Here is a 13930-nt window from a genome sequence, read left to right on the forward strand (position 1 = left end):
CCTACCAGAAGATGGCCAAAACAATTATGTCCGCTTCAGACACCAGGCGGACAAACACGCCATCGCCTGCCCTGAAAGAACAACGGAGCAACAGCCATCAGGATGCACACACCCACGCAGACTGCCGCTCCCAGCTTGCCCCTATTCTGCCGTCCCTATTCCCACCTTCTCACGCCCGGTATCCGTCAGTGATGCTCTCACCTGCGGCAGGCTTTCCGGGTAATTATGCTGAATAAACTCAATCATCTTCTCACGCACGTAACAGCGTAAATCAAAGGCGATCGGCGAGTTCTGCGCGGTCATCAGCATCCTGATGGTCATGGTTTTCTCGGTGGTGTCGGTCACCTGCAGCACAGAGGTTTCCTGATCCCAAAGCTTGGTTTCGCTCAGCACCTTTTCAAAATGCTTGCGCAGCGGCTCCAGCGGCATGGAGTAATCCACGTAAAGAAACACCGAGCCTAAGATCTGGGCGTTATTACGCGTCCAGTTCTGGAACGGATTTTCGGTAAAGTAGGTGATCGGCAACACCAGCCGACGCAAATCCCAGATGCGCACCACCACATAGGTCAGGTTGATCTCTTCAATCCAGCCCCACTCTTTTTCTACCACTACCGCATCATCAATTTTAATAGGCTGGGTAAAGGCGATCTGAATACCGGCGAACAGATTGACCAGCGACTTTTGCAGCGCAAAACCAATAATGATACCGGCGACACCGGCACCCGCCAGGATGGTGGTGCCGAATTTCCGGACGCCAGGGAAGCTGAGCAGAATCAGCGAAACACAGAACAGAACCAGGATAACAATAACCACTTTTTTGACATAGATAATCTGCGTGCGGATTTTACGCGCACGAAGGTTATTGGAAATATTAATGTCATAGCGGATATAAAGCATATCCTGCGCCACGTTGGTCAGCCGGATTAAGACCGAGCAAAATGACATAATAATAAAGACATTGATGATATTGGTAATTAAAGAGAGAGATTCCGGTTGAAAATCGATGTAATTAACGCCGACATTAATCATTAATAACGGAATAAAAAAGAACATCGAGCCGCTAAGATGCTTCTCAAGAGATTTGAACAGCTTTCTGTCACGAATCTGCCAGTAGCGGATGAACCGGAGCAGGATAAGGCGGGCCAGAAATCCCAGCACAAAAGAGAGCGAGACGAGTAATACAACAGGCACCCATGACGGGAAACCAGATAACTCACCGAATAACAATGGCATTATTTTCCCTTATAGTAAGCTGACAACCTCAGGCTGTCAGATAAGTGACAAACTCAGTAACCGTTGTCTTCACGGCTATCCGTTCGTAACACAATCAGCGCACATGAGTATGAACCATCGCGGCGAAGTTAACAGGAAATGCACGGTGATGCGTCCAGAGAGGCTGTCGCGCGCCAGCCTTATGGCTACTGCTACAGAGGCCGAATGTTGGCCCTCATGTCACCGTCCAGCCAGCTAACCCCATTAAAATATCTGATACAACACGGCCACTTTTTCACTCCCCATTATTTAGCCTGCCCTGGCCATCCGGCAACAAAAAATTGCCAGAATCACTAAGCGTAACGCTTTGCGTGGACGATCTTGTGCAATCTGCTAATTTTTAAGCTGTTCCCCTGCTGCTGAGAAAAACAACAATATGATTAACACCCTTAAACTTTCCTCTGATTTTCGTCGCAGTTTCCTGCGTGAAGTCCTGGTGCCGCTGGTCGCTATCTTATTGCTGACGTTTGTAGGTGCAGGCGCTGCGCTCTTTGTTGGTACCTCACTCACCAATACGGAGGCCCGCCATCAGCAGCAACGGATGATTGAAGCCTCTTTTTCACAGAGTCTGAATGAGCATCTGCGCCAGCTGCGTAGCCTGTCGCGCTGGGGACCCTTTGAGCAGCATCTGGCAGAGGGCAACAGCAGCAGGTGGCTGGATGAGAACATTGGGCTGTGGCTGTATGAGATGTTCGGCCATCAGCTGATTCTGGTGCTGGACCAGCAAAATCAAATCGTCAGAGTCTGGCGCGAAGGCCAGCCGGTCTCTGCCCCTGAAGATGACCCGCTGATTGGTGAGGTGCTGCAAAGCCCGCTGGTCAACGATCCGGCGCGCCACGATAACGCGGATTATGCCCGTGTGACAAACCGTGCCGCCGCGCTGGCAGTGGGTAACATCCAGCGGGATGATAATGCCCTGCCGCGTTTCCGGCTGGTGAGCCTGAAATTTCTTGATGACGGCTATCTGGCGGGTCTGGCGGAACGCAATCAGCTGCAGGGACTGCACTTCTCCGACGGCACGCCACAGCCGGGAACCGGCGCGCGCTATCTGCTGATCGCCCAGGCGGGTGAGGCGGTTGGCTATCTGAACTGGATCCCCTCCCGTCCCGGTGCGCAGATGCTGCGCACCATCGGGCCATCTACCGGGCTGGCGGTACTGGCGATATCCCTGCTGTGCCTTTATATGGTGCGGCGACTCTGGAACTCGTCGGTGAACCTCTCGCAATCCATGCTCAGGCTCGGCGCGTCGGAGGCTCAGGCACAGCACCTGGCGTTTCATGATGTGCTGACCGGCCTGCCGAACCGCGCACTGGTCGAAGACCGCTTAACCCAGGCGCTGGCTCTGGCGACGCGCCACGATCAGCGTGTGGCGCTGCTGCTCATTGACCTCGACCGCTTTAAAACCATCAACGATACCCACGGTCATCACGCCGGAGATGAACTGATCATCGCGGTCGCACAGCGCCTGAGCCGTATCGTGCGGGCCAGCGATACGGTAGGACGCATCGGCGGCGATGAATTTATTGTGGTAATGCCGGACGTCGATAATATCGGCCAGGTGCAGAGCCTGGCGCAGCGCATTATTGATGAACTGAGTGAGCCTTTTACACTGTTTGGCAGCGATGTCTGGAGTGGCGCCAGCATCGGACTGGCGCTGGCACCCAAAGATGGGGTCGATCGGCTGGAGTTGATGCGCAAAGCGGATATTGCGCTGTATGAAGCCAAAAGCGGCGGGCGCGGCACGTATCGTCAGTTTGAACGGGCGATGGATGAGTCGGTGCGGACCCGACAGACCATCGCTGCCGACCTGCGTACGGCGCTGCATACCCATCAGGGGCTGGAGGTGTGGTATCAGCCCCTTATGGATATTAGCGGCCAGCAGATGGTAGGTATCGAAGCGCTGCTGCGCTGGCACCATCCGACCCGCGGCCTGATTGCGCCCGCTGAATTTATCGCGATTGCCGAAGAGACCGGCCTGATTATTCCGCTGGGCGAATGGGTGCTTGCTGAAGCCTGTATCACTCAGCAGCGTTTTCCCGAGCTGCTGGTGGCGGTCAACGTCTCGCCGGTGCAGTTCCGCTCTACCGGCTTTGTTGAGCGGGTGATGGCGATTGTCAGCCAGAACGGCGGCGATCCGAAACGCCTGGAACTGGAGATCACCGAAGGGGTGTTAATCGAAGATGAACGTGAAGCACGCGCCATTATTGTGGAGCTGCGTGACGCGGGCTTCCGGATTGCGCTGGATGACTTTGGCACCGGTTACTCCAGCCTGAACTATCTCAGCAACTTTCCGGTGGATAAAATCAAAATCGATCGCTCATTCACCCAGTCGCTGGGCGTGGCGGAAAATTCAGTGGCGATTGTTGAATCGGTGGTGAAACTGGGTCATGCCATGGGTCTGATGGTGACAGCAGAAGGCGTCGAGACGCCAGGGCAGATGTCTGCGCTGGCAGATGCGGGCTGTAATCAGTTGCAGGGCTATCTGTTCAGTCAGGCGGTGCCCGCAGATCAGCTCGCGGCGCTGATGAAAACTATTGCGCCAGATAACGCGCAGCACGAGTGATCGCTGATGTGGAAAGCCTGAGCACAGAGCTGCGCTCAGGCTTTCCGGCTGCGTGATGCACCTGAGATCAGAAGATCAACATCACCCTTCACCCGTTGTTGCGGGAAATTAAACCCCCAGGCTATCCAGCAGCGCGGCAGAATGGGCGACCGCACCAAAGATGCCGCCCTGCATATGGATCATGCTCAGCGCCGCTTCATGATGACGCTGCTCGGTCGCAGCACAGCAATCGGACAGCACCAGGCACTCAAAGCCGCGATCGTTAGCTTCGCGCAGCGTGGTGTGGACGCAGACGTCCGTGGTAATGCCGGTGAGGATCAGATTACGGATGCCGCGACTGCGCAATATCAGCTCCAGATCGGTGGCATAAAACGATCCCTTACCCGGCTTATCAATCACCACTTCACCCGGCAGCGGTGCCAGCTCCGGGATTATCTCCCAGCCCGGTTCACCGCGCACCAGAATACGGCCGCACGGTCCCTCATCCCCGATCCCGGCGTTCATTCGCCGCGAGCGCCAGCGTTTGTTGGCGGGCAAATCACTGAGATCGGGCCGGTGCCCTTCGCGGGTATGAATAACCGGAAACTGCCGGGCGCGCATCGCCGCCAGCACCTGTTGCAACGGCGCGATGGGCGCGCGGGTCAGACTCACGTCATAGCCCATGCTGTCGACATAGCCGCCCACGCCGCAGAAGTCGGTCTGCATATCAATCACGATCAGCGCGGTGTCAGCCGGCGTAAAAGTGCCGTCAAACGGCCAGGCGTAGGGGGTTGAATTAACGCTGTAGTCGGGCATTGCTGTTCTCCATTACCGGGCGCGGCATGCGCATTCTGCTGATCACGCTGTAGCTGATGGCGGCAGTCACCAGACCAATAACCGCTTCACCGAATTGAGGGAAAGCGACGTGGGCGATCACCGCACACAGGCTGCCAATCGCCCAGGCGGCAAACGCAGTACCACGAAAACGCTGCGCCGGACGCTGCTCGCTGATGCGCGCCATAAAAATTAAATCCACGATCATCACGGCACCAAACGGTGGCACCACAATGCCAAGCAGACTGAGCCACTCCAGGAAGTAAGACCAGACACCCGCCAGCGCAAGCACGCCGCCAATGGCACCCAGGATCAGCGTCCAGAGCCGCATTTTGCTGCTGAACAGATGACTGAAGCCCACCGCCCCGTTGTAGAGGCAGTGCGTGCAGACCGATCCGAGATTGATAAAGACAAACAGGCAGGCCACTACCGACAAAAAGGCGCTGTGCCCCATTAGCATCGGCAGGAAGTTACCGCCATTGGTCAGCGGATCAACCGCGGCGCCCACGGCCACAATCACCACACCGAACAGATAGGAGATGACGTTGGCGACGGGGAAGGCAGAGAACGCGGCGATCACCGCCGAACGACCATTCTTCGACCAGCGGGTAAAGTCAGCGGTCATAGTGCCGGAGTCAGCAAAACCGGCCACCACCATGGTGACGGCGGTGCCCATGCTCATTGCACCGGCTGCGCTGGCGCTGCCCTTCCACTGCGTCACCACGGAGAAGTCGTGCTGTTTGCTAATCAGCCACAGCGCTACCATTCCCAGCACCACAAACAGCGGCGCGGCGATCATCCCCAGCACCGACAGCGCCCGCACGCCCAGGAAAGTAATGCCGGTATAGAGGATCATGGCGAAGGCCGTCACCGCCAGCGCATTCCAGCCAAAGGTCTGATTAATGACCGTGCCGGTAAGGCCGGTCTGGAAGGCGTACCAGCCGATCACCACCGTCGAGAGAAAACCCGAGACCAGGATGTAGCCTTTGCTGCCAAAGGTGCGTCTGGCCTGTAAAGCAAAGTTCATTCCGCTGTTACCGGCGTACCAGCTCAGCGCGCCGACATAGGCGAACAGCACCAGGTTTCCCAGCAGAATGGCGATCAGCGCGGGCCAGAACCCCAGATGCCAGGTGATGATGCCGCCAAACAGCGCATTGGTGAGGATCATCGGAAATCCAAACCAGACGGCCGAGACGGAGCGGGTAGAATGACGGTGCGACAGCGGTACCGGCTCATGTTCAAACTCCTGCTCCAGCGCAGGCGTAGTAGACGTTTTCATAGGGTGATTCCGGGTTGAAGGTGATTCCACGGCTGAATGCGCTCGAAAGCGGCACTGGCAGCCAGCACTAAGGCATCATCAAGATGACGTCCGACAATCTGCAGACCGACGGGCAAGCCGCTGGCGGTAAAACCGGCGGGCACGGACGCGGCGGGCTGACCGGTGAAGTTGAACGGGTAGCAGAACGAGAGCCAGTGATCGCTGCGGACCATGCGGCCATCAATGATCTCCGGTCCCTGCATCCCCAGCGGAAACGGCGGTACCGCCAGCGTCGGGGTAATCAGCAGGTCAAAGCGCTGCATAAAGCGCCACAGGCAGTTGCTGACCGCTTTTCGGGTGGTGATGGCATCGGTGAAGTTTTCCGCCCGCCATTCGCGCTGCAGCATGGCGACCAGATGCGGCGACATCTCGCTGCCCTGCTCCGCCAGCATCCGGCGCATACCGGTGAGATCGCTCTCCATCGCCACCAGCGCGCCAAAGGCCGCCGACTGATCACTGAAGCCGGGATCGGCCAGTTCCAGTTCAGCACCGATTTCAGCGGCAAAACGCTGCACCGCCGCGCTGACCACTGCCCGCACTTCCGGGTCAACGGCCACATAGCCAAAATCCGCGCTGAAGGCGATGCGCAGTTTGCCTGGCAGATGGTGTGGCGCACCCAGCCAGTCGACATCGCTGCAGGGAATCGAGTGGCGATCGCGCATATCCGGTCCCGCCATCAGCGACATCATCAGCGCGGCATCGCGCACGCTGCGCGTCATCGGACCGATGTGCTCCAGTGACTCCCAGCTCGACACGCCGGGGTAGCGTTCATCACGACAGCCGGGCCACAGCGGCACCCGGCCCATCGACGCCTTGAAGCCGAAAATACCGCAGTGCGCCGCCGGAATGCGTACCGACCCGCCGCCGTCGCTGCCCAGTGCAATCGGGCAGAGCCGCGCCGCCACCGCCGCACCCGAACCAGCGCTGGACCCTCCTGGCGTCATGCTCAAATCCCAGGGATTCCGTGGCGACGGAAACAGCGGATTGTGCCCGACCCCGCTGTAGCCAAACTCCGGTGCGGTGGTTTTGCCAAGCAAAATGGCGTCGGCGGCCAGCAACCGTTCCACCGTGATGTCATCATCTTCCGGCACGAAATCTTTGTACGCCGCCGAACCGGAGGTGGTTCTGACGTTTGCGGTGCAGATTAAATCCTTCACCGCCAGCGGTACCCCCGCCAGCGCGCCCAGTGTTTCTCCGCGTGCCCGTCGGGCATCCACGGCTCTGGCCTGTGCCAGCGCCAGTTCAGGCGTCGGAGTACAAAAAGCCTGTATCGCCGGTTCCCGCTGTTCCATCCGTGCCAGCGCCGCCCCGGTCAGCTCATAAGCCGACACGTCCCCGCTGCGAATCAGAGCGGCCATCGTGGTGGCATCTTCGTCTAATAAGGAGTCAAGCATGGGTTACCTCGCCAAAAGTGTACCTGTCGGCTAGTGCATGAAGCGTGCCAGTTAGCGGTGATTCATCCGGTCTGAAACGGGGATGCCAGATGGAATACGGGCTGGGATACAAGATCGAATTCTTATGATGCCAGGTGGAGGCGACTGTTTATTTTTCCAGCACGATGATGGCGCAGGGCTGCGCGATAAGGGGGCGTGTGGTTCCTGAGCTCGTTTCATGCCAAAGCTCAGTCAATCGCTGGATGGTTTTTGATCAGTAAATGTAGAGAATTCTCGCTACATGCGATATATTGGCGATATTCGATATTTGTATTTTGCCAGCAGGAGTAAAATCATGATCAGGTCTGATAAAACCACTGGCTTCGACGTTATTCCAGTGCCGGCAGGCAGCATTTCCTCTTCCCGGTCTCAGGGTGGGCAAGCAGAGATCACAGTCTCAGTCCCGCACTGCCATGATGAGCCAGCGCAATACTATGTGGTAAAACGGCCAGTCTCTGTGGATGAAGCCGCCTTTAAAATCGCACTGGATGCCGCATTCCGGGCCGTATCGGGCGTAAGTCAGCTCGCCAGTCACGGTAAGTCGCCTTTCAGCGCTGTCGACATGGCGACAGCAGAACAGACCAGACAGCCTGTCACGATTAATAACACCGCAAAGCTGGAACAACTCAGGAAGCATATTCTGGACGACAGCGAGTGGTTGCCTGCGCAGGAAGTTTCACGCCGTGCCGGGAGCAGCGCCACTGTGAAAAATCCAAGCGGATTACCTAACCGGTGGAAGCGAACCGGAAAGATTTTTGCCCTTTCCTTTGAAGGCAGGGATCTCTATCCGGCCTATGGGCTGGACGTTGGCGGGCAGCCATTGCCGCTGATGAAAAAAATCATCGCGCTGTTTGGAGAATCAAAAACGCCATGGACCCTGGCCGTCTGGTTTGGCACGCCAAATAGCTGGCTTGGTAATGAAAAGCCTAAAAATCTCATGACGTTCGAACCGGAAAAAGTACTGGAGGCGGCACAGCGGGCAAAGGAAGGTCCGGTTCATGGCTAAAAAGATCAAAACACCCTGCAAAGATGATGATTTATCGGCCTCTCTGGTCACCTGGCCGAAAGGTAAAACTATTGACCGCATTCACTGGTCGCAGTATGGCGCCGCGGAGTTCAATCTAGGAAAAGGCGTGGGACGTTTCAGCCCAATTACTGACCATGCGGGTCGCATCATCCCGACGCTTTATGGCGGTAAAACGCTGTCGGTTGCTCTAATGGAGACGGTATTACACGATCTCCCTACGCCTTGTGAAAATGCGCCCGTTGACCTCACAGTTCTGAATAAGCTGTCCCACAGTCAGCTCACCCCTAAAGTAGAGATTAAGCTGGTGGACCTCAATCCACGCTTTATGAAAAGACATGGCATTACGCAAGGTGAGCTGCTGGGTTCAACTGCTGATCACTACCCTGAAACCCAGCAATGGGCAGAGCAAATACATCATTCTAATCCGGATGCACAGGGGATTCAGTGGTCTTCCAGGCAGCATGGCGATAAGGCGTTAATGCTTTTTGGCGATCGTATCTGTGCTGAAGATTTGGACATTACGCTTAACGCTCAACCTGCTTCGGAGTCAGCAGATGTCGAACATGAACTCAGCGCACTGGCGAATGAGATGGCGCTGATTCTGCTCACTGGATTTTAGCGTAATGCCCTGAAATGCTATGTCCGGAATTTTAATACTCTCTCAACCAGGCAAAACACGCGTAGTTGGCATTAAAGGATCGGCCGTGCTCAATCGGTTTTTCAGTTCGCCTGCAGAAATAGCATTCATGCCCTGTCACCTCTACTCCGGAAAATCCGTCTCCACCGACGTCTGTTTCCACGCTTCGATCTCAGCCAGCCGCTCTTTAAGCTTACTGGTTACGGCATCATGGCCCCAGGCGCCCATCACCAGATGGCGTGGCGGGTTGTCATGCTCAGTGATGGCAATCATCGCCGTGGCGGCCCGCGCCGGATCGCCCTTCTGCGTGCCGCTGTATTCGGCGGTGGCTTTCATCCGTGCGGCTGCGGTCTCTGCATAGTCCGGCAGCGTGCTCGGCGTCTGATGCAGGGAGCGTCCCGCCCAGTCGGTGCGGAACGGACCTGGCTCAACACAGGTGACGCGAATGCCCAGCGGTCCCGCTTCCAGCGCCAGCGAATCTGACCAGCCTTCCACCGCATGTTTACTGGCAGAGTAGTAGCCTGAGCTGGCAAAACCAATTAAGCCTGCCACCGAGGTAATGTTGATGACGTGGCCGCTGCGCGCCTTTCTCATCGCGGGCAGCACGGCGCGGGTCAGGGCAAACAGGCCAAAGACGTTGGCGTCAAACTGCGCGCGGATTTCGCTTTCCACACCCTCTTCCACCGAGCTCTGATAGCCGTAACCGGCGTTGTTTACCAGCACATCAATGGTGCCGAACCTGTCCAGTGCCGCTTTGACGGCCTGGTCGATGCTCGCCTGGTGGGTCACATCCAGCGCTACTGCCAGCGCGTTGTCGTGTCCCTCAACCAGATCGGCAATGGAAGAGGTATCACGTGCCGTCACGACGACCTTAAAACCACGCGCGATGGTCTGCTGCGCCAGTTCACGACCAAATCCGGTCGAACATCCCGATATTAACCAGACAGGGCTGGAGTGAGCAGTCATGGTAAGACTCCCGTTGATGATGATGAAGTGACTGGAGACCCGGACGCGAGTGCATCCGGGATTTAAGGTTAGCGAGGCGCGACCGCCCCACTTAGCCCTTAATGCTTTTTATTGAACAGCTGGCTGGCGGTGTCGCTGATGATCTGTGCCGCACCGCGATCGCCTTTCACCATCGACGCCATAAAAGCTTTCGCCTGTTTAAAGGTGATGTGCGGCGGTAACGGGGCAACTTCCGGATCGGTTTTCACCTCCAGCAATACCGGGCGATCGGCGCTGAGCGCACGCTGCCAGGCCGCCGCCAGATCGTCAGGATTATCGACAAAAATACCGACCATCCCCAGCGACTGCGCAAACTCGGCATACTTCACGTCCGGCAGTTGCTGCGAGGCGTCAAAGCGGGGATTGCCCTCCATGACCCGCTGCTCCCAGGTAACCTGATTGAGATCCTGGTTGTTGAACACGCAGACGATCAGGCGCGGATCGGCCCACTGCTGCCAGTATTTCTGGATGGTGATCAGCTCCGCCATATTGTTCATCTGCATGGCGCCGTCACCCACCAGCGCCACCACCGGTTTATCGGGATGGGCAAATTTTGCGGCAATCGCATAAGGCACCGCCGCGCCCATACAGGCCAGGCCGCCGGAGAGCGAGGCGCGCTGACCCTGCTTAACCCGATAGTCGCGGGCGAACCAGTTGGCACAGGAACCGGAGTCCGAGGTGACAATGGCGTTATCCGGCAGTTGTGGCGACATCTCCCACACCACCCGCTGCGGGTTGACCGGATTAGCCGGTGCCATGGCGCGCTCTTCCATCAGCGTCCACCAGTCGCGCACCTGAAGCGCAATATCTTCCTGCCAGCTGCGATCCTCTTTGTGCTCCAGCAGCGGCAGCAGGGCGCGCAGGGTTTCAGCCGCATCGCCATGCAGATTCACTTCGCTGGGATAGCGCAGGCCGAGCATGGCGGGATCGATGTCGATCTGCACCGCACGCGCCTTGCCCTCTTCCGGCAGGAACTCTGTCCACGGGAAGCCGCTGCCGATCATCAGCAGGGTGTCGCAGTTCTGCATTAAATCGGATGAGGGCTTCGTGCCCAGCAGGCCAATCGAACCGGTCACAAACGGCGCATCGTCCGGCAGCACATCTTTGCCCAGCAGCGCTTTTGCCACGCCCGCACCCATCACATTGGCGACCTGTACCACCTCGACGGCGGCGTTACGTGCGCCTGCGCCAATCAGAATCCCCACTTTTTTGCCGGCGTTAAGCACCTCAGCGGCGCGTTGCAGATCCGCTTCATAAGGGATCACTTTGGGACGCTGATAGCCGCTGCCGGAATGGGTAAAACCGTGCAGATGCTGCGGCGGCTGCCACTCTTCATCCTGAATATCTTTAGGGATGATGATCACCGCCACGCCGTTTTGCGCTTTGGCGATGCGCACGCCCCGGTCGAGCAGATGGCGAACCTGGGTTGAACTCGAAGCTTCCTGAACGAAGTTGGCAACGTCCGAGAAGATGCGATCCAGGTTCATCTCCTGCTGATAACTGGAGCCGCGCGCGGTCGCTTCCGCCTGTCCCGCAATCGCCAGCACCGGAGCATGATCCATTTTGGCATCATAGAGTCCGGTCAGCAGATGGGTCGCGCCCGGCCCGCCGGTAGAGAGGCAGACGCCCAGCTCACCGGTGAATTTGGCGTGTCCTGCCGCCATAAAGGCCGCCATCTCTTCGTGGCGTACCTGAATAAATTCGATGCCGTCGCCTTTGGCGTTAGCACGCTGAATGGCGCCCAGCACCCCATTGATGCCATCTCCCGGATAGCCATAGATGCGTGTGACGCCCCACTCTTTCAGGCGCTGGACAAAAAAATCACTGGTTTTCATGCTCATCGTCGCGTTTCCCCTTGTAGTCCATGCAGACTTAAAGCGTAGTAGACGATGGGCAATCGCCGTTAATTGTTCGCCATTGCCGGGTATCGCTGACGCAAATCACTGAATATTTGTGCCATATCCGCCGTTTCGCCTATCTCTGCCACCGCCCGGAATACCTGGGTTTTCAGGAAGTGACGCCAGCTCACCGGCGCGCTTGCCAGAAAGGCGGTCAGTAACTGATAACGCTGTGGCGTCCAGAGCATTTCGAAGCGACTCCGTGCTTCGCCGTGCTCAAAATGGTGCGCAGCCTGCTGCGGCATCGTGGCGCGCAGGTGCTCCGTTGCTGCCCGATCCACGTGGTGATCAACCACTACCACGCCATACTGCGTCCTGGCTGCCGCGACGCTGAGATAACCGCAGCGCACATCCTGCATCACCGCGTCGGCATCGCGCTGTGTTGGCAGGCCATAACCGCCCGCGCCGGGTCCGCGCACTTCGACCACGTCACCCGGCAGGCAGTGGATCACATCAGTGTTACCGTGATTGATGACCTCACCGTCACGCCGGGTACGGAAGTAAGAGAGCGCCCCACTCTGGCCGCCGACTACGCCCGCCGAGGCAAACACCGATCGGTTACGGTTGCGCGCGGTAATGGTGGTATTGGGCGAGAAAATCTCAAACGCCATTTCGGTGGCTAAACCGCCGCGATAGCGACCGGCTCCGGCGCTGTCCTGAGCCAGTCCGTAGCGATGAAAGCGGATCGGTACTTCCGCTTCGTTGATCTCAATCGGGGTATTTTTCAGAAAGGCTGAAAGACCGCCGGAGCCGTCAGGCCCGTCGTGACGCGGCGTGCCACCCGCGCCGCCGCCCACCGGACCCAGCGAGGCGACCACGCTGCGATTCTGCGTCTGGGTACGGATGTTCATGATTGAGTTGCCGCCCGGTGAATTCGCGGGCAAACGCTCCGGCATCGCCAGCGAGAAGACGCCGATAGTGGCAATCTGCGACAGTGCACAGGTCAGCGAGCGCATCCCTACCGCTGCGGGCGCTTCACAGTTCATTACCGTGCCAGGCGGCAGGATTGCCCGGGTGGGTCGCAGCGTACCGGCGTTAAGCAGCAGTGAGCGGTCCAGCGTAGAGAGCACATAGGTAACACCCACCAGCGCCAGCGGATGTCGCTCACGTCCGCCAGTCGGCATATTCAGCGACGAGGCCAGCTGCGGATCGCTGCCAGTGTAGTCCAGCTCCAGTTGATCGCCCTGCACCCGCAGAGTAATGGCGATACGGCAGGGATAACCGCCCTCGCCATCTTCATCGGCGTAGTCGGCATAGAAGTATTCCCCGTCGGGAATGGTTTTGATAATGCTGCGCGCCTGCGCTTCGGCGTAATCGAGAATGCCCTCAATGCCCTGCAAAAAATCGGCGATGCCAAAGCGGGCAATAATGTCGTGGATTTTACGCTCGCCGACGTTCACCGACGCCAGCTGGGCTTTGAAATCGCCCCAGTTCTGATCCGGCACCCGCACATTGAGCCGCATGATGCTGGCGACCTCTTCGTTGAGCTGACCCTGCCGCATGATCTTCAGCGGCGGGATGCGAATCCCCTCCTGCACGATATCGGTCAGCGAGCGCGACAGCGAGGCAGGCACCGCGCCGCCGACGTCGGTGTTATGAATGTGGCCCACCACGAAGCAGACAATTTCACCCTGGTGGAACACCGGTTTCCAGATATGGATATCGGGCGAGTGGGTCGCCACGTTGCCGGCGTAAGCGTCGTTGGTAATGCAGATGTCGCCGTCAGCGTACTCTTCAATCAGTGCCAGCACCGGCGCATAGTCGATGCCGCTGTACCAGGGGGCGCCGAAGCTGCGCGGCGAGGCAAACGCCAGGCCGCTGCGGCTGACAATCTGGCAGGAGAAATCTTCCGTCTCTTTAACAAAGGTGGAGTGCGCTGTGCGCATCAGCGTAAAGGCCATCGCATCGGCAGCGGCGGCGCAGTAGTTCGCCAGGATCTGTAAGTTACGTCCATCAATCGCCAT

At 57.9% G+C, this 13930-nt stretch carries 10 protein-coding genes; 3 read left to right on the plus strand and 7 right to left on the minus strand.

Translation table 11 applies throughout. From position 1 onward, the window contains the following. Window positions 1-141 precede the first annotated feature (141 nt). Window positions 142-1233: a mechanosensitive ion channel family protein gene (locus AC6I8B_RS12235; RefSeq protein WP_157352482.1), complete on the minus strand. Its 1092-nt coding sequence runs from the start codon at window positions 1231-1233 to the stop codon at window positions 142-144. A 415-nt stretch (window positions 1234-1648) separates the two neighbouring features. On the opposite strand from AC6I8B_RS12235, the gene AC6I8B_RS12240 reads away from it, so the two are divergent. After that, window positions 1649-3835 (plus strand): putative bifunctional diguanylate cyclase/phosphodiesterase, encoded by a 2187-nt coding sequence (locus AC6I8B_RS12240; protein ID WP_157352484.1) that lies wholly within the window; start codon window positions 1649-1651, stop codon window positions 3833-3835. 108 nt (window positions 3836-3943) lie between these two features. Here AC6I8B_RS12240 and biuH read toward each other — a convergent pair whose 3' ends face one another. Genes biuH through AC6I8B_RS12255 form a run of 3 tightly spaced genes read right to left on the minus strand, consistent with a single transcriptional unit; the run spans window position 3944 to window position 7360 of the window. Further along, a complete protein-coding gene (gene biuH / locus AC6I8B_RS12245; protein WP_061703809.1) occupies window positions 3944-4630 on the minus strand; it encodes a biuret amidohydrolase in 687 nt (228 codons plus the stop codon). Further along, window positions 4611-5927: a purine-cytosine permease family protein gene (locus AC6I8B_RS12250; protein WP_033778901.1), complete on the minus strand. Its 1317-nt coding sequence runs from the start codon at window positions 5925-5927 to the stop codon at window positions 4611-4613. Before AC6I8B_RS12250 ends, biuH begins: the two co-directional genes overlap by 20 nt. Beyond that, window positions 5924-7360 carry an amidase gene (locus tag AC6I8B_RS12255; protein WP_157352487.1) on the minus strand — a complete coding sequence of 479 codons (1437 nt, stop codon included), beginning with the start codon at window positions 7358-7360 and terminating at the stop codon, window positions 5924-5926. The genes AC6I8B_RS12250 and AC6I8B_RS12255 overlap by 4 nt, the downstream gene beginning before the upstream one ends. A 280-nt stretch (window positions 7361-7640) precedes the next feature. Between AC6I8B_RS12255 and AC6I8B_RS12260 the strand changes: the two genes are divergently transcribed. Together AC6I8B_RS12260 and AC6I8B_RS12265 are read left to right on the plus strand one after the other, a co-directional pair. Beyond that, window positions 7641-8405: a hypothetical protein gene (locus AC6I8B_RS12260; RefSeq protein ID WP_232526429.1), complete on the plus strand. Its 765-nt coding sequence runs from the start codon at window positions 7641-7643 to the stop codon at window positions 8403-8405. After that, the gene (locus AC6I8B_RS12265; RefSeq protein ID WP_497817445.1) at window positions 8398-9045 is read left to right on the plus strand and encodes an RES family NAD+ phosphorylase; all 648 of its coding nucleotides are present in this window, start codon (window positions 8398-8400) and stop codon (window positions 9043-9045) included. The genes AC6I8B_RS12260 and AC6I8B_RS12265 overlap by 8 nt, the downstream gene beginning before the upstream one ends. Window positions 9046-9186: 141 nt before the next feature. On the opposite strand, the gene AC6I8B_RS12270 is transcribed toward AC6I8B_RS12265, so the two are convergent. The 3 genes from AC6I8B_RS12270 to AC6I8B_RS12280 form a co-directional block, all read right to left on the minus strand. Next, window positions 9187-10029: an oxidoreductase gene (locus AC6I8B_RS12270; protein WP_157352489.1), complete on the minus strand. Its 843-nt coding sequence runs from the start codon at window positions 10027-10029 to the stop codon at window positions 9187-9189. A gap of 98 nt (window positions 10030-10127) precedes the next feature. Then, window positions 10128-11909 carry a thiamine pyrophosphate-requiring protein gene (locus AC6I8B_RS12275; protein ID WP_497817446.1) on the minus strand — a complete coding sequence of 594 codons (1782 nt, stop codon included), beginning with the start codon at window positions 11907-11909 and terminating at the stop codon, window positions 10128-10130. Window positions 11910-11971: 62 nt separating this feature from the next. Next, the gene (locus AC6I8B_RS12280; RefSeq protein ID WP_122458193.1) at window positions 11972-13930 is read right to left on the minus strand and encodes a hydantoinase B/oxoprolinase family protein; all 1959 of its coding nucleotides are present in this window, start codon (window positions 13928-13930) and stop codon (window positions 11972-11974) included.

The organism is Pantoea sp. X-Soil-ISGK-285 (assembly GCF_059730815.1).

Coding starts and splice junctions, on each gene's coding strand:
- AC6I8B_RS12260 (WP_232526429.1), top strand. CDS start 7,641: ATGCGATATATTGGCGATATTCGATATTTGTATTTTGCCAGCAGGAGT.
- biuH (WP_061703809.1), bottom strand. CDS start 4,630: ATGCCCGACTACAGCGTTAATTCAACCCCCTACGCCTGGCCGTTTGAC.
- AC6I8B_RS12270 (WP_157352489.1), bottom strand. CDS start 10,029: ATGACTGCTCACTCCAGCCCTGTCTGGTTAATATCGGGATGTTCGACC.
- AC6I8B_RS12265 (WP_497817445.1), top strand. CDS start 8,398: ATGGCTAAAAAGATCAAAACACCCTGCAAAGATGATGATTTATCGGCC.
- AC6I8B_RS12235 (WP_157352482.1), bottom strand. CDS start 1,233: ATGCCATTGTTATTCGGTGAGTTATCTGGTTTCCCGTCATGGGTGCCT.
- AC6I8B_RS12255 (WP_157352487.1), bottom strand. CDS start 7,360: ATGCTTGACTCCTTATTAGACGAAGATGCCACCACGATGGCCGCTCTG.
- AC6I8B_RS12250 (WP_033778901.1), bottom strand. CDS start 5,927: ATGAAAACGTCTACTACGCCTGCGCTGGAGCAGGAGTTTGAACATGAG.
- AC6I8B_RS12275 (WP_497817446.1), bottom strand. CDS start 11,909: ATGAGCATGAAAACCAGTGATTTTTTTGTCCAGCGCCTGAAAGAGTGG.
- AC6I8B_RS12240 (WP_157352484.1), top strand. CDS start 1,649: ATGATTAACACCCTTAAACTTTCCTCTGATTTTCGTCGCAGTTTCCTG.
- AC6I8B_RS12280 (WP_122458193.1), bottom strand. CDS start 13,930: ATGGCGATTGATGGACGTAACTTACAGATCCTGGCGAACTACTGCGCC.